The 15,718-nt window shown below is 62.2% G+C and carries 15 protein-coding genes; 3 read left to right on the plus strand and 12 right to left on the minus strand.

What is annotated here, in order from left to right; translation table 11 throughout:
* Nucleotides 1–20: 20 nt before the first annotated feature.
* Nucleotides 21–395 carry a hypothetical protein gene (locus AKG11_RS31435; RefSeq protein ID WP_050746825.1) on the minus strand — a complete coding sequence of 125 codons (375 nt, stop codon included), beginning with the start codon at nt 393–395 and terminating at the stop codon, nt 21–23.
* A 196-nt stretch (nt 396–591) separates the two neighbouring features.
* Between AKG11_RS31435 and AKG11_RS31440 the strand changes: the two genes are divergently transcribed.
* Nucleotides 592–1,614: an IS110 family RNA-guided transposase gene (locus AKG11_RS31440; RefSeq protein ID WP_050746837.1), complete on the plus strand. Its 1,023-nt coding sequence runs from the start codon at nt 592–594 to the stop codon at nt 1,612–1,614.
* A 530-nt stretch (nt 1,615–2,144) separates the two neighbouring features.
* Here the strand turns inward: AKG11_RS31440 and AKG11_RS31445 are convergent.
* The 8 genes from AKG11_RS31445 to AKG11_RS31480 form a co-directional block, all read right to left on the minus strand.
* Nucleotides 2,145–2,975, minus strand: a complete 831-nt coding sequence (locus AKG11_RS31445; RefSeq protein ID WP_050746826.1) for an N-6 DNA methylase — start codon at nt 2,973–2,975, stop codon at nt 2,145–2,147.
* A 140-nt stretch (nt 2,976–3,115) separates the two neighbouring features.
* Entirely contained in the window at nt 3,116–4,777 is a 1,662-nt protein-coding gene (locus AKG11_RS31450; RefSeq protein ID WP_050746827.1) for a hypothetical protein, read from the minus strand.
* 232 nt (nt 4,778–5,009) lie between these two features.
* Nucleotides 5,010–5,642 (minus strand): plasmid pRiA4b ORF-3 family protein, encoded by a 633-nt coding sequence (locus tag AKG11_RS31455; protein WP_050746828.1) that lies wholly within the window; start codon nt 5,640–5,642, stop codon nt 5,010–5,012.
* Nucleotides 5,643–5,731: 89 nt separating this feature from the next.
* On the minus strand, nt 5,732–6,223 hold the full coding sequence (locus AKG11_RS31460; RefSeq protein ID WP_234823143.1) for a hypothetical protein: 492 nt from the start codon (nt 6,221–6,223) through the stop codon (nt 5,732–5,734).
* Nucleotides 6,204–8,078, minus strand: a complete 1,875-nt coding sequence (locus tag AKG11_RS31465; protein ID WP_050746829.1) for a site-specific integrase — start codon at nt 8,076–8,078, stop codon at nt 6,204–6,206. Before AKG11_RS31465 ends, AKG11_RS31460 begins: the two co-directional genes overlap by 20 nt.
* A gap of 3 nt (nt 8,079–8,081) precedes the next feature.
* Complete coding sequence (locus tag AKG11_RS31470) at nt 8,082–9,893, minus strand: hypothetical protein (protein WP_050746830.1); 1,812 nt, start codon at nt 9,891–9,893, stop codon at nt 8,082–8,084.
* Nucleotides 9,883–11,070 (minus strand): tyrosine-type recombinase/integrase, encoded by a 1,188-nt coding sequence (locus AKG11_RS31475; protein WP_245293368.1) that lies wholly within the window; start codon nt 11,068–11,070, stop codon nt 9,883–9,885. Before AKG11_RS31475 ends, AKG11_RS31470 begins: the two co-directional genes overlap by 11 nt.
* A 397-nt stretch (nt 11,071–11,467) precedes the next feature.
* Nucleotides 11,468–11,839, minus strand: a complete 372-nt coding sequence (locus tag AKG11_RS31480; protein ID WP_082342890.1) for a ParB/Srx family N-terminal domain-containing protein — start codon at nt 11,837–11,839, stop codon at nt 11,468–11,470.
* 569 nt (nt 11,840–12,408) lie between these two features.
* Between AKG11_RS31480 and AKG11_RS31485 the strand changes: the two genes are divergently transcribed.
* Nucleotides 12,409–13,683: a Y-family DNA polymerase gene (locus AKG11_RS31485; protein ID WP_050746832.1), complete on the plus strand. Its 1,275-nt coding sequence runs from the start codon at nt 12,409–12,411 to the stop codon at nt 13,681–13,683.
* An 11-nt stretch (nt 13,684–13,694) separates the two neighbouring features.
* On the plus strand, nt 13,695–13,937 hold the full coding sequence (locus AKG11_RS31490; RefSeq protein ID WP_245290312.1) for a hypothetical protein: 243 nt from the start codon (nt 13,695–13,697) through the stop codon (nt 13,935–13,937).
* Between the two features lie 397 nt (nt 13,938–14,334).
* Here the strand turns inward: AKG11_RS31490 and AKG11_RS34900 are convergent, their stop codons facing one another.
* The 3 genes from AKG11_RS34900 to AKG11_RS31500 form a co-directional block, all read right to left on the minus strand.
* Nucleotides 14,335–14,511 (minus strand): hypothetical protein, encoded by a 177-nt coding sequence (locus AKG11_RS34900; RefSeq protein ID WP_156334192.1) that lies wholly within the window; start codon nt 14,509–14,511, stop codon nt 14,335–14,337.
* Between the two features lie 4 nt (nt 14,512–14,515).
* Nucleotides 14,516–15,091: a hypothetical protein gene (locus tag AKG11_RS31495; RefSeq protein WP_050746834.1), complete on the minus strand. Its 576-nt coding sequence runs from the start codon at nt 15,089–15,091 to the stop codon at nt 14,516–14,518.
* A gap of 78 nt (nt 15,092–15,169) precedes the next feature.
* Nucleotides 15,170–15,610 (minus strand): DUF3846 domain-containing protein, encoded by a 441-nt coding sequence (locus AKG11_RS31500; protein ID WP_050746835.1) that lies wholly within the window; start codon nt 15,608–15,610, stop codon nt 15,170–15,172.
* Between the last annotated feature and the right edge of the window lie 108 nt (nt 15,611–15,718).

Consider the following 15,718-nt stretch of genomic DNA (forward strand, 5'->3'; position numbering starts at 1 on the left):
AGCCGCCTTTCGCCTGCATCTCAGTCCGTATCCGGTCCCCAGAGCGGATTGCGCTCCGGATCTTCGATGCCATCGTAGTCATACGCCATCGCATCGACCACCGCCCTGATCTCGCAGATGCCAATCCTTGTGCGACCCTGCGCAACAAGGATGCTCATCGCAGTCTCGTTTGCCTCAATCGCCCTGATCGCATCTTCCATGACGTCATGGGGGCCGAGGTTTTCGATGGCGATCACGTCACCGTCCTCGTCGTAGCCACCGTGAAGATACATCGGTGCGTCGGCCAGCCGCTCCGCAGCGCGCTCGGCCTCGTGGATAAGGCGGAAGCCTTCTTTCCGCTCCCTCCAGTATTGCGCGCTGCCGCCGTCGATAACTGTGATTTTCCGGTCTGTCATAGAAGCCTCCTTTTCGCTCTGACGAAAAGGAGCCCGCATTGGCGACCCAAGCAGTCAAGGAGCGCGCAGCGACCGCCGGAGGCGGCGGGTGGGGGAGCCGAAATGCGTCAGCATTTTGATGATGTGGACGGCCCTCCGAGACCTCAGCGCAAAGGTGCTATTCTCAGTCGGCACAATTCGGACAAGGAACCACGTCATGGCTTTTGAGAAGATAAGTGTTATCGGCCTCGATCTGGCCAAGAATGTTTTCCAGCTACATGCTGTCGATGAAGCCGGCGATGTCATCATCCGTCGCCAGCTCCGCCGGAATCAGCTTCTACAATTCTTCGAGCACCTGCCCCGCTGCCTTGTCGGCATGGAAGCATGTTCGACGTCACACTATTGGGCACGTGAGCTCGTCCGCCTGGGCTTCGAGGTCAAGCTAATGCCGCCAGCTTATGTGAAGCCCTACGTCAAGCGCGGCAAGAATGATGCGGCGGATGCCGAGGCCATTTGCGAAGCCGTGACTCGTCCCACGATGCGTTTCGTTCCCGTGAAGAGCTGTGAGCGTCAGGCACTCCTGATGCAGCATAAGACGCGGGATCTGCTGGTGCGGCAGCGGACCGCTCTTATCAACGCCTTGCGTGGGCATCTCGCGGAATTCGGGATTGTCACGTCGCAAGGAAGATTAGGCTTGAGAGCGGCAATTGAAGCGCTGAGCGCTGCCCAGGAATTCCTTCCAGAGCCCTCCTGGCAACCGTTCGAACACATAAGGAAGCAATTGGAGGAGCTGACCCACAAGATCGCTGAACTCGATAGGATTATATTGCGGTGGTGCCGCAACGAAGCGGCTGCCCGGCGTTTGATGACCATTCCCGGCGTCGGTTTCCTAACGGCAGCGGCGATCGCAGCTTCGGTCGGTGACGCCACCGAGTTCAAATCTGGCCGTCAGTTCGCAGCCTGGCTTGGATTGACCCCACGACAAAACAGTAGCGGTGGGAAGGAGAGGCTTGGCCGGATAAGCAAACAAGGCGATCGCACGATCCGACGGTTGCTGGTAGTCGGCGCCACCGCCGTCGTGCGCAGAGCCCGTCTTGACGCTGCGTCATTTCCCTGGATCGCTCGCTTGTTAGATCGCAAGCCCGCCAAGCTGGTTTCGGTAGCGATCGCAAACAAAACCGCACGCATCGCGTGGGCAATACTCAGGCGGAGGGAAAACTATCGTTTTGCCACCGCCTGAAAAGATCCATTCGGCCCAAGTGTGGCCGGATGGAGGAGTGAAGGACTTAGTTTGATGGCGAACCGGTTAGACCGGGGACGGAGGAAAGCCGGGGTTCCCCCAGCGCCTCGAGCGCGACAATTTGATTGGCTCTCCGTCTGCGGATCTCATCAGGGCCAGTGGCGTTGATGCCACGATTATAGGCCGGACACATGACTGAACCTAATTGGTCGCTTACAAGCAAAAGTCTTGCATTCCACGGGCCGTCCACACATGGGGGAACCGCCCGTCCTTTACGGCGCAGGGGCGAATGCGACACTAGGAATTCAGAGTGAGAGATGAGCCCGCGGCCCCGATCAGGGGCCGCGACCGCATGGGCCGGGGAGGTTTGGAGGGGGTGGTCCACCCCCTTCATGGGTGGGGGTTTGAAGGGGGCGGGGCTGTGCCGTGCCCCCTCATGGGGGAGAGATTGAGAGGGGCCGGCCAGCCCCCCTCTCAAAGAAGCTCTGGCCGGTCAATCCGGTCGGAGCTTCTAGCCTGTACCCTGCAATTTAGAACAGGCGCAGTTGCCCATTCCTCTCAATGACCGGCGCGGATGTCGCTTGCTTCGGTGCGGCGGAACCACCCGCGACCACCGCAGCCCTGCGCGGCACAGCAACAGGAGGAGCCGCCTCCGGTTGCCCTTCCCCTGCCCCGGCGTTTTCTCTTGCGCGCCGCAACTTGGCAGACCACCCGCCCATGACATGGGCCATCGTGTGCCATTCCTCCCGAAACCGCATTGCCAGGCTGTCGCCCACGATGACGGTCGCCGGAATATGCAGGAGCGAAAACTGGATATAGGCCATGTGGACGGCGCGCGGGTCGATGTCCACGGCGGTCACATGGAGAAGCTGCTGGTAGTTGAAGCCCGCTTCAAGGATGGCCTCGGCAAGCGCAATGATCATCGCTCCGCTGCCAACGGCGGGTTCCTGCGCAAGCATGAAGCCGCGCTTGGCAATCGCCTGCTGCATATCCTCGGCCCCCCCGGCGATGATGCGGGCCATCAACTGGCAGATGGGATAGGGCGTGAAGAATTGCCCCCTCTCCTTGTTGTGCAATTCGAGGGCATGGAACGTCATGCCCAGGATGTCCTGCGGCTTTTCCTCCAGCGCCATGACCACCTCACCGAATATCTTCGAGAATGTCGCCATAGTTTCGCTCCCGTATTTTCGAGCGATTTCAAGATAACGCGCTTCGCGCTTCTCAAAATTCACCAGATCGACGGCATTGCTCATGGATATGGCGGAGCATTCGCACCAGTCGCCAAAGACGGTGTAGAGATCATGCTTATATCGGCAGGTTTCAAACAGCTTGACGATGGAATTGAGACGGGGGGAGGTCATAGGATCACCTGTCCGGGCCGGGCCGCAGGGCGCAGTTCGCCAATCGCCGGGGCGATCCCGGCGTCTCATCGCGGCTGGTTTTGGGAATTCAGCGGGGGGAACAGGCCGCGCCGGAGACTGGCGCGACCTGCCGCAACCGATTACTCGGCTGCTTCGGGGAACTGCTGGTGTTCGGCGTTCGGCTTGTCCTCGATGTCGAACGGGCAAACGCCGTCATCTTCGCCATCGGCCTCCGCCATCCGCTCGCGCTCCTGCTCGGCGGTGAGAGCAATCCGCACCGGCGCGGGCAGCCATCCGGTTCCGGTGATCTTCCGTTCGGCATATTCCACGGCTTTCGCCTTCTCCATGCCGGGAACGCCGAGCGCGAAATCCTCGCCAGCGGCTTCGGTGACCGCCTGCTTGATCCCCGCCTTGCTGATCCGGCCAAAGTAGTTTTCGCCGGTCGGTTCGTACCACTGCGTCATGTCGATCTTGAGGGCCTGTGCCAGCCGTTCGGCATGGGCGCGCTGCGACTTCCGCTCATAGTGCGGGTGTTGCACGGCATTGACGGACTTTGCCGCCGCATAGGCCAGGAGGTCGAGAAGCGTTGACGTCGGCTGCTCAAGGCACCATTCCAGAAGATCGCTCGGCTTGCCCGGAATGGTATGCCCGTAGTTTTCCTTGAGTTCGTCCAGCGCCACGATGCCCTTGCACTCCGCTGGATTGGCGATGCTGTTTTCCAGCCGTTCGCATTTCACCGTTACCTCAAGGGACGTGTACTCGTTGCCGCCGTAGTTGCCGAAGAGGTTCACCAGCATGGCATGCACCACGGCGGCGAGGGCAACGTCCGGATTATGCGCAAGCTCGGCCCGGATGGCGGCGGTCTTCTGCGCCGTAAGCTCCTGCACAAGCAGGGCGGGAATTTTGAACGTCGGTTCGGCGCGCTGTTCGGGCTGCTGCGCAACCGTCATCTCACCTGCTTCCGTCTCCTCGTTATCGCCTTCGGCGCTTTCGTCGCCGTCTTCCCCCTCGTCTCCGGCCTCGACTTCATCATCAGGCCGGACAAGACCGCGCTCGATTTCGACATTGCCGTAATAGTCCATCGTGACATAGCAACCGGCCTTGGCGATGTCCTCCGGGGCGTAGGCTTCCTGCGCCGTCGATAGAACCGCCAGCCTCGCCCGAATGGCTTCGATGCGCGGCTCGGCCCCGCCGTCGGCCACCCCTGCCTCGATCTGCTCCGCCAGCTCGTCATGTTCGTGTTCCAGCCGTTCCTCCTCGGCCTGTTCCTCGTCCGTCAACGGAACGTCGGTGGGATAAACCCGGTGCATGCGATGGGCTTCGTCCGGGATGACCGGCACGACCTCCACCCATTTCCAGCCTTCCCCGCGAACTGTTCCGGCCTCGGCTTCAAGCCGGTCGCCGACAAGCTTTTCGACAAGAGCGACGTCGAGCGCATAGCCGCCGTTCTGCTCATCGAAGAGATCGCGCTTGACGGCTCCACCAGCGGCTTCATAGGCGTCGAGCCCGCCGATGAATTTCATGCGCTTGTCCGTGGCCTTTACGGCTTCGCCTTGCAGGGCAGTACGAATGGCGCGGTGATCGCAATTCCACGATGGCAAACTATTCCAGACTTCCACCTGCCTTTCGTGATCGTCGGACACGGTGAAGGCCGAAAGCTGCTGGAAGCTGATATTCTCGTTGCGGTAAAGATCGAGCAGGGCAGGGGCGACACGGCCCAGGGCGAGGCGCTTGCGCACCATGACCTCGGTGGTGCCGAAACGGGCGGCGATATCCTCGACGGACTTCCCGGCGTCGGCCATGACGCGGAACGCCTCGTATTCATCGACCGGGTGAAGTTCTTAGGTTATGCGTCAAGTGTCCTTTTAGCTGGAAGATACTGATCGTGGGGGCTTTTCAGCTCTGACCGGTGTTTCNTCTTAGGTTATGCGTCAAGTGTCCTTTTAGCTGGAAGATACTGATCGTGGGGGCTTTTCAGCTCTGACCGGTGTTTCGAGTGTATCTTTGGCTCCGCAACTCTCTTGGGGCCGTCAATCAGGCACATTCGCGACGGAAGCGATAGTTGCCCTTTGATACGCGCATGGCCTTGGCAATCGCCTTATTGATGTCATCGAGATTGCAAGTTTCCGGATGGAACTTGCGGCCTACCCATCGCCGCATGGCTTTGTGCTCATCATGCTCAGGATCGAGCCAGGCGTCGAGGAAGTCGGCATAACCTGAAGTTCCTCCAACATCTTCTGGAGGCCCGGACCGTTTGCCGGCAATGCAGCGGGGATATTGCACACCTTCCTCGCGGGCGACGCGCTCCAGACGCAGCAGATGACGCCAATTATCGCCGAAGTCGTATTCGTAGAGGATCGTCAGAGCGCTTTCGTCGCGGTCGTACGGGAAGTGAAGGTCGATCATTCTGACCTCGGTCGCCTCAAAGGTCCGGCTGTCTGACAGACCGTCCTCATCGAACTCCGGGGCGCCGTAGATCAGACCGCCGATGTTGAACTGATGCAGATGACTGTCGGTCCAGCCGAAGGCAGCCTGCAGCACTTCGTGGAGTTGGGCGAGGTTGAGAGTGATTGGCAGTTCGAGAGTGCGGCTGATCTCGGGATCGATGTCGAGGATATGAACCTCGGCGCGCACGATGAAGCTATCTGGGTCAAACGGGTCGAGCATATCGGGATCATGCCGGGCATAATGGTCGCACGCAATGGATGAGCCAGCAATTGTTGAGTGTGGCGACACAAAGTACTCCGTGATCGCGATCAGGATTTTGGTCCGCGCGGGATAGGAACGGGTTTCATGCCGCGATCGCGTTCGGCAACAAGGCGGGCATTATGACGTTTCTGCCGCTCAACCTCCGTTTCGGCTTCGAGGATGCGCTTCAGTAGGACGGCATTTTCCGTCACCATACGCCGCTCCTCGATCTGCAAGACCTGGATCAGAGCGCGCTGCTGGGCGAGTTTGTCTTCCCAGGCCGCCAGCTTCTCGGGGACGATCTTGCGATCGCTGGCGCGACGCAACTCGTCGATCATCGAGCGGTGGTTGGTGTAGATGGCGTTGCGGCCGACACGCGCTTCGCGTGCGAGCGTGGCAACGGTCAGACGGTAGGATCGCTTTTGCAGGTCCGGGTGTGCGGGCAGTCCCTTCACCAGGCGCTCCAGAGCCTCCCGCAGCTTGCGGTCGGTGTTGCGCAGGCGTTTTTCCTGCGGCGTCAGCGCCGGTGTTTTTCTGGATTTACGCGCCATCGCGACCATCCTTTCCATGATCGAGTTCGCCGAGGATGCGATCGCATTCGGCGATCCGTGTTTCCGCAACCCTGCGGCTGACCGGGTCGAGGCCAGGATGAGCGAGAAGATCGGCATTGCGGTCGCGGCGCGCCTGCCAGACCGGTCGATGCCGGGCCGTGACGGCAAAGTTGGCGCAGGTGAGACACGTGCTTTCAGTCCGCAGCGCGGGGTTGGGTCCTTTCTCGTCGCCGAAGCAGGCAGCCGTTTCGACGCGGTAGACACAATAGCCCCAGTCGCAGACCCCGAGGCGGAGGTCCGTTTCTTCCATCAGGAAACGGACATAAGCCTGGACATCGCCGTCGCGTGTGCGCCCGCGGAACTGTGAGCGAGCGGCAATCATGCGTCCACCCTTGCCGGCGAGCGTCGTCGCCGTCAGCACCTCTTCCAGGGCGGCGCGGGTTTCTTCCCGGGTATGCCGATCGATCAGGTCGTCAAGCGCGAAGTCGGTTCCGACATAGCCACGATCGGTCATGGCCCGGGTCACATGGCCGAAGTGCGCCTGAAGCGCATGTAGTCCGGTGCGGTCGCGTTTGCCGACAAAGCGCGCAAAGGTCTTTCGGCCCTGATGGGTGTTCAGATGCCAGGGCTCGCCCTCGTGGTCCGGCAGGCCGATGAACGGTGCGAACAGATCGTTCAGCCGCCGTATGATCGTGGAGACGACGGGCAGGTCAGTTCTCGCAGCGGGACCGACAAGGCCCGTGCTGGCCATCACCAGAAAGAGCTCGGATCGCCCGCTTTGGGCCCGCAGGCGAGCGGTCAGTCGCTCCATGACCAAGACGGCCCGTTCGACGGGCGCTGGAGCAACCCAGCGGTGGGCTTCGCCGTCGACGCCGCCCGCCGTCTTGTAGATCTGGCCGGCGAGATAGGCGAAGCTCTCCCTGCCATCACTGGCAGGATGCTGCTCGATGCAGCCGACCTGAAGGCCAAGGATCTCCGAGACGCGGGCGCCGACCAGATAAGCGATGACGACAAAGCATGCGTCGTAAATGCGATCTGCAAGATACCGCACCTGCTTAGTGCTGGTGATAGGCGCTTCATGCCAGGGAGATTCCTCTCCGGACAGGGTCGAGAAGGTAAACTCCCTGATCGCGTCGGTCGCGACGAACCCGGCCTTCGTCTGGCTGATGCCCCTGGCAAGGGCATCATCATACGCAACCTGCGCCTGCGTTTGCAAAGCGATGACTTCGTCCGCCGGCTGTTCGATCAGCCGCAAGGCCGCCGAGACCAATGGCACGGCGACCGCGTCCGGTGTATAGGGAAGCCAGCCTCGGTCATGCCGAACGAACGGCGGCACTGTCCCTGGGAATGGATCATCAATTGCCACTTCCGGGAACTTCGATCCTTGGAGATACAGAAGCGTCAGCAAATTTGCGTAGTGTTGCAGGGTCATGGCCGACAGCGCCTTGCCCGGCTTGCTGCCAGGACGCTGCGCCATCGCCGCTAAGAACCTATCGCTGCCATCGCGGTCGAGATCGGCGAAGCTGCGGTACCCTTGCGCCGCCATCCAGCGGATCAGCGTCCTCTGCATATTAAAGACGCGGACGATCGTCGAATCGTGAACGTTGCGGCGGCCTGCAGGCGGGTCCAGCTTCAGGCTCCACAGGAACAGTTTGGCCGCCTCTCGCCAGTCAGCCCATTGCGGATCGCTGAACCGGCTGTCGTCGGCCAGGGCAAATCCCCAGTCGAGCGAGAAGTCACTCCGGTTTGCGCCGGGGCGATGGCCGTCGAGATGCCAGACCTGGTCTGACCATACCGAGCGCGCCGATATCCGAAGCGCTGGCCTTGCCGTGACTGCAAGATCAGGTGCTGTGGACGCTTGCATCGCTCACTCCAGCTCCGGCAGGATTGGCAGAGCCAACATTCGACCTTCGGCCTCCGCACGCAGCGAGGGCGGGAAGTCGGGCAGGATGTCGTCGGTCAGAATGCGCAGGCTCGGCGCATACAGAAGCTCGAAGCGGCGCGGATCGATGCGCTTACGCGCACGCTCCAGTTCGCCGATCGCTCGAAGGATGCGCGCCATGTGCTCCGCATCGATCGGGATGACCAGTCCCGGGCAGCGCAGGCATCCGCCGAAGTGCCGGCAGATCCTGCCAGTCGCCGATCCAGGCGCTGTGCCAGTGGCCGGGTTGAGGCAATCATGGCTGAACGGAGCCGTCGCATCGTTCGCCAGCGCAATGCTGTCTCGCTGCGCCTGATCTTGCGGGTCAGCCTTCGCGCCGAGGATCCAGCCAAGCATCAGCCCCTGCAATCGGACGATGGTCTCGCGCTGGATGCGGCGTGTCTGAGGTCCCTTGATATAAAGCTCAGTCGTGTCGGCGCGAGCGTGATTGAGCACGTCTTGTGTCGCGACGATGTCGCCGCCGGACGCCTTGTAATATTCGGTGGCGACGCTGCCCCGCAGCAGAACGGCGGCAAAATCCGGCAAGAGTTGGCGTGCGCGCTCGGGCGCCGCCTTGTTCCAAATGGATATCCGGGCATTCGAGCGTTTGATGAACGCCTTCAGGGCATGCGACAAGGTCGCCTCCACGACGAGCGTCACCGCGTCCTTCTTCTCGCTCTTCACCAGGAATAGCCGGTTGCGATCCTGGCGGCTGGCCCGGGCCGCGAGCGGCGCGGTCATCGCCAGCAATTTATCGATTAAGTTCGGCGCCGCATGTCGCCGACGGCGGTCGAAGGATCGCCGCTGCGCGCGCTTCACCTGCGCACCGGCCCGGGGCTTGGCCCATTCGACGATGATACGATGCTCATCGAGCGGATGCGCCACCTGGCAGTCGCGCGTCACCAGTCGCAGTGCATCCGGATTGCCCGCCGTCTGGATCGACAGCGCGATAAAGAATGCGACGACCGTTTCGCCGGTCAGGTGAAGATAACCGCCAAGGTGACGAAGGCCGCCATGACGATTGACCGCCGATATGTTGACGCCGCTGCGGATCGCAAGCGTCCGCGACGGCAGCACGCCGGCATTCACACCCGCAAGCGCCCGGACCAGGTGGCACAGCTCGGGATCGACGCCATCGACCGGGCCGCTCACAGCAAGGATGGTCCGTCCCGTTTCGAAGCGCTCCCACGCCTCGTCGATTTCCTCATAGCACGCGCCCAGGATCGCCTTGAGATCCTCCCCGCCAAGACGCGGTCGAGCGTCGGCATTGCGGTTCGGCCAGACCCGCAAGGGGAAGTCGATGCGGGCCGGCAGCCGCGACGGATGCCGGCGCTTGGTCCAGTCGATCATCTGGCGAAGCTGCATCAACACATTCGCCCGCGATCCCTTCGACCAGGGCTGGTTCGTCTGTCCTACAACCTGGCGATCCAGCCACGCGATGTAGCGCCCTACCATCGCACTGGTCAGATCGTCGGCGGACAGCACCTGGCCGTCCTCAGCCACAAAGCGCGCGAACGACCGCAGCGCCATCCAGCAATGACGCTGCGTGTCATGGCTCGAGGCGGCATGATGATGGCGGAAGGCATCGGCCAGAAGCATCGCGACGTCCAACGGCAAGCCGAGAGTGCCGGGATCGTAACGCTTTGTGACCTCGCCCCAGCCGTCGCGGAAGACGACGATGGTGTCGGCCGGCCGGTCCAGAACGATCGGTGTCGCAGCCGACAGCCGCCGGTCGATGTGCCCGCGTCTAACGGCCATCGGGGATCAACTCGCCATAGAGATAGTCGATGCTGTCGGCGAGTTCCCGGGCATTGAGCTCGACGCAGCGCAGGTAGATCGCCGTGCTCTGGATCGAGCTGTGCCCCAGCAGAACCTGCACGATCTTCAGCGGATTGAGGTCCGGCGTGGTCAATCCCTGCCGCTGCAACCGCACCAGCATCGTCATCGCGAATGTGTGCCTCAGATAATGCAAGGTTCCCGTCACACCGGCCGCCCGGAAGGCCTCAGCAAACACCGCCGTCAATCGCGCCTTGCTGACGGCGTTTCCCTGAAGGTTGAGAAAGAGCGTGGAGGGCGGCCGATAATCCGGTCGCTGGCGCCGCAACGCCCGGACCTGCGGCGTGCGAACCTCGTCGATATAGCGCTGCGTGCGGTCGACCAGGCGGATCGGCGGGTAGATCGTGCGCGGCTTGTCACCCTTGGTGATTGTCAGCGGCACGCCGATCAGAGGATGATCGTCGTCATCCAGATGCGCCGTCTCCGGAACCTGGAAGACGGCAAGGCCGCAAAGCTCCTTGCGCCGCAATCCCGTCGCCAGCGCCCATTCCGCCATCAACCGGTAGGGCATCTCGAGATGCGCAAACACCCGGCGCAACTGATCGACACGCAACGGTCTCGGCAGACGTTCGTGCTCGGCGACCGTCAGGATATTCGCCGCCATGATCCCCGGACGCCCATCCACATGCGCCAGGAATGATTGTCGCCGGCCGGAGCCCACTCGAACGTCGACGAACTGGAACGGCAGACTCTCGATCCAGCCGCGGCCCTGGGCCCATGCATAGAACCGGCAGACCGTACGGACCCGATCGTTCACCGTCGAGCGCGCGTATGGCCGTTTCGTATGCGGGCTCGGCTGTGACAGCATGCGATTGCGCCAGGCCGCAATCTCCGCCTCGCTCACACCGCGCCAGTCGAGACCGGATTGCTCCAGGCTGTCGAACCAGTCATGCAAGTGCTCGCCGTAAGTCCGGATAGTTTCCGCGGCGTGGCTACGACCGGGAATCGTCGCCAGTTCCATCAGCCAGGCAAACGCCGGCTCGATGATCGACATCCGTTCCGACACCAAAATTGGAAAGCCGGCCGGGATTGCGGCATAACCCATCGCCGCCCTGATGATCCGCACCACGATCTGTCCTCTTTGCCCGCCGTCGCTCAAAACAACAAAAGACATCAGCAGGACCCAAAGCCCTGCCCAGCAACAAAGAAGACAGTTTCTCGAACCGGATGTTATCTTGAGCGGAGCGCCTTCGGCGCACTCTTCTCTTTTGAATGCGAGGGGTTCCCCTCGCGCTCTCCCGTTCGCCACGTGGCAGGGGTGCAGGACTTCGCCTGCACCCCATCAAAAAAGCTTGTGGTGTCGCCGCCGCCTCAAGTGTTGTCCTCGCTACGCTGCGGGAACACTTGACCCGGACGTCCGTGTGCCTTCCTCGATATGCCCCGCGAATATGGCCCACAACCATGACGGTCATACGAACTCAACAGGACAGTTGCGACGCAGAACCTAANCGATATGCCCCGCGAATATGGCCCACAACCATGACGGTCATACGAACTCAACAGGACAGTTGCGACGCAGAACCTAACATGGCTTCCCGCTGCATGTTTTCGATGAGGCTGATTTCGGTCGCCTCGGCGGCGCTGCGCTCCTTGCATTCGACCGCGAAATCCTTCGCAATCTCGCCCAACTCCGCCAGAAGGTCGAGCGCGGCATGGCGCCGACCCCCGGCTGTCACAAAGAAGCGACCCCGTTTGTCACCTTTGCGGACGACGAGGTTCTGCAGAATGCGGTAGCCGTCACCGCGAATGGTCGCGGCCAACTCCTCGATGCCTTCCTTGCTATAGGTCTTGCGCACGTTCAGGGGGTCGCGGTCGAGCTTGTTCAGCGCCACGATGATGGTTTCGGTTGCGGCATAGGTATCGGTCATTGTCGGTCTCCTTGGTTTCCCGTTTCCCGAAGGGGAAGCCCCCTGGGCGAAGCCTCCCCGGTCTTTCCGGGGGAATGGCCTCTGACATTCCCCCGGACAGAGGGGCGAGGGCGCAGCCCGCCCCATGGCGGCGGTCGTTCGGGTCAAGGGGTCGTGGCGGGGGAAAAACGGAAGGTTCGGCGCGCAGCGGTGAAAGCCGTTTTTTTTCCGACGCGACAAGCGGCTTGCCGCGCCTGCCCCTTGATCCGGGCGGCCGGCGATGTCATGGGCGAGACAAACAAAGCGGCCCGGAACGGGCTTCGCTCGCGGGCGCGCAGCGCCCGTTGGACAAGCGATCGTCACCGGGATCGGCGGAGACGGCCGAAGGCTGGCTCCGTGCTCGCATAGAGCGCGGCCGACCGGAACGGGCGGTGGCCCCTCCGATCCACAGGATCACAAACGAGACGGATTGACTCTAAATCCGAAGCAGAACAGACTAGGAACATATACCCATCCCGAGCAATTATTCCTATGCGCGTATGAGCACATGGGCGGACATTGCTCGCCCTATATTTCTTGCGGAGCCGGCCATGCGAAAACCTGACGACATTGAGCGGCTTTACCTTGATTTCGATGGGTTTTTCGCCTCGGTGGAGCAACAGGCGGACCCTCGTCTTCGCGGCCGGCCGGTCGGTGTCGTGCCTTTCGCGGGGACCGATCGCACGGCCGTCATCGCCTGCTCAAAGGAAGCCAAGGCCGCCGGCGTCAAGAACGTGATGCCGATCCGGGAGGCCAAGCAGGTCTGTCCCGACCTGATCCTCGTTCCCCAGAAGCCGGACCTCTACCGGCGCGCCCACAATGCGCTGCTCTGCGAAATCGAAACCGTCATCGCCATCGACACCGCCAAGAGCATCGATGAGCTGACCTGCGTCCTCGACGAAAGCGGCCAGCGCGACCCCGAGCTGCTGGCAGCCCGGATCAAGGCAGCGATCGCCACGAACATCGGGACGTATATCACGAGTTCGATCGGCTTTGCGGCGAACCGCCAGTTGGCGAAGATCGCGTGCAAGCAGGGCAAGGAGGAAAGCCGGCGACTGGGCAGCTATGGCAATGGCCTAGCGATCTGGAGACCTTCGAACATGCCCGCGCCGCTGCTACGCGTCGAGCTGAAGGACATTCCGGGCGTCGGCGCAAGCATGATCGGGCGACTGGCGCGCAACAGGGTCTTCACCACCGCGGAGCTTTATGCGCTCGAAGCCAGGCACATGCGCAAGATCTGGAACAATGTGAACGGAGAGCGCCTTTGGTACGCGCTGCATGGCTATGCCATCCAGGCACCGCCGCAGAAGCGCGGCATGTTCGGGCATGGGCGCGTCCTGCCACCCGAAGGCCGGACGATTGCCGGCGCATCCGAGATTTCCCGGCTGCTGCTGACCAAGGCGGCCCGGCGCCTGCGCCGGGAGAATTTCTATGCCGGCGGCGTCTGGCTGTGGTTGTCGGTGACGGATGGATCGTGGATGGGCAAGCACCATCTTGCCGTCGTCAACGACGACCAGGCCATCCTGTCCGCGCTGCGCTCCCTTTGGGCGCGCGTGCGCCGGGACTATCCGCATGGCGTGACCATCTTCCGGGTCGGGGTCACTCTCTATGATCTCTCGCCGGCGGACGAACGGCAGATCGACATGCTCGACAATGACGATGTTGATCGGCGGAAATGGGAGAAAGTGAACAGCGCCGTCGACGCACTGAACACGCGCTACTCCGGCACGATCGTCAGCCTTGGCGAATGGAAGCCCCCCGCCGGTGGCCATGCCGGCGGCAAGATCAGCTACACGCGCATTCCCTCGGCCGAGGACTTCTGGTGATGGGAAACTGGATGACGACGATCCAAGTGCGCGATCTGGCTGATGACCAGAAACTTGAGCTGGTTTGCCGCAAATGCGGACGGCTTACTTATATCGATCGCGCCATCATCTGCGCGGAGGTGGACCGCTCGCAGCTCTATCTCGATGAGATCGAAGCGAAGGCGATCTGCAAGAAGCGCGGCTGCAACGGCCGGATGCGGCTTGCCATGGTGCGGCTGAAGGAATTGAGCGGCTTCGTCGGCGGTCTCGCATAGCGCAGCGACGCTGCGTCGGGGGAGGGGAGGGCGCAGCGCACCGGACGCGCCGCCGCGACGTGAAACGAGCGGGCGCGATCCTCGGATGATGGAGAGCATCGGAGAAATCAGCATCGCGCCGCCTGCAGGGCGGGATTTCGGGAATTCTCGTCGCGCGAGGGCGGATAGAGGGCAGCCGCAGGAGGCTCAGCATAGCGGCCCGAAGGGCGAGCCGGGACCGACTGCCCCCGCTCGCAGCGCTCCGCTTTTTCCGGGGCGGGCAGGGGTGCTCGAGGGGTGGGGCTTCGGGGCACCCCTCGTCCTGTCCCGCGCCGCTCGATGCGGTAAGGGACAGGCACGCGGCATGGATGGGCTGGCCCCGTCTCCCGAGCCGGCCATACCCTCCGCGTCAAGGCCGTCAAACAAGGCGCTGGCGAATCCGGTCCTCGATTTCAAAGCTCCTCTCGCAGATATAGGCTTTGCTATAGCCTTCGGCCTTCAGCCGGGCGATTTCCTTCGCTACCGCCTGTGCAAACTCCAATTCGGTCGTTTCGGTGGTTCTGTCGCGGGCAGCGCTATTCGTCGTGTTCTCCATCAGACTATTCCTCTTTGGCGTCTATCGGCGTCACGTCGCGCAATTCGATGAAAATCACCTTTTCGCTGCGCTCCTGACCAACCAGGTCGAGATTGATATAGACGTAATCGGCGAAGGTCGGGCTGCACAATCGCCATACCACGCCGACGCGCCCGACGCGGCGTTCGTTGCTGCCATCGATGGACGGCGACGTGCCGGTGATGCGCACGCGCTGACCGAGCCGGAGCCAGTTCGCCGCGCTGGCGATCATCGCGGCCTTTTCCTCCGCCGTCAGCGCCTTGCGGGTCTTGCGCGCCCAAGGCGTATGGGGATCAGCGGCGAGTTGCTGTGCCTGCTCGTCCGGCGAAAGATCGTGAAACCGCGTGATGTCATAATCGAGCGGCCAATCCTCCACCTTGGGCGGCTTCGGGTTCCGGTGGAAATGCTCCGTCGCTGGCGCGCCGAACATATCGGGCTGAACACCGGCAAGCTGGCGCTGGCGCTGCGCGTTGCGGTAGTCGGCACGCCATCGACCTTCGGGGGTCAGGGTAGGGGGTTTGGTTTCGCCTAGCAGACGCTCCAGTTCGTCCCGGTCATCCATGGCGGGTTCCTCCGGCGTTATCGCTTCGTCTGGCGGGGAGGGGAGCGGGACGGCTGACAGCCCCGCTTCCTTCATCGCTCAAGCCTCGGCGGCCTCCAGAACCTTCGGCGCGCTCCGGTCGAGGATGATTTCGACGCGGGCAATCTCTGCCGCGATGACACCGTGGCGTTCCGATACCACGATGACAGGACGAAGGACGGGCCGGACGATGACGAAAAGCGGGGCAATCGCCTCAATGGCCTCGGTTACGTCCGCCAGTTCGCCGAGCCTGTCGGATTTGGTCACCAGAAGATTTCCGGCCAGCGGCGTGGGCGCGCCCGCGACTTCCGTGAGGCACGGCACGGTGTCACCCAGTCCGTTGTCATCCACGATAATGTCGAGACCGTTCACCCGGACGATGTCGATCATGTCGCATTTCACCAAATCCTTGATCTCGGCGTAGCTGCCCTCAAGGTTGATCGTCACCGGACGAATGGTGCCTGCCATCGGCTCGATCAGGAAGGCTTTGACTGTGCTCATTTTCTGTCTCCATGTTTCCCGAAATCCCGAAGGGAAGCCCCCTTGGGCGAAGCCTCCCCGGTCTTTCCGGGGGAATGGCCTCTGACATTCCCCCGGACAGAGGGGGGA

The sequence above is a fragment of the Shinella sp. SUS2 genome (assembly GCF_001262505.1).
GTDB lineage: Bacteria > Pseudomonadota > Alphaproteobacteria > Rhizobiales > Rhizobiaceae > Shinella.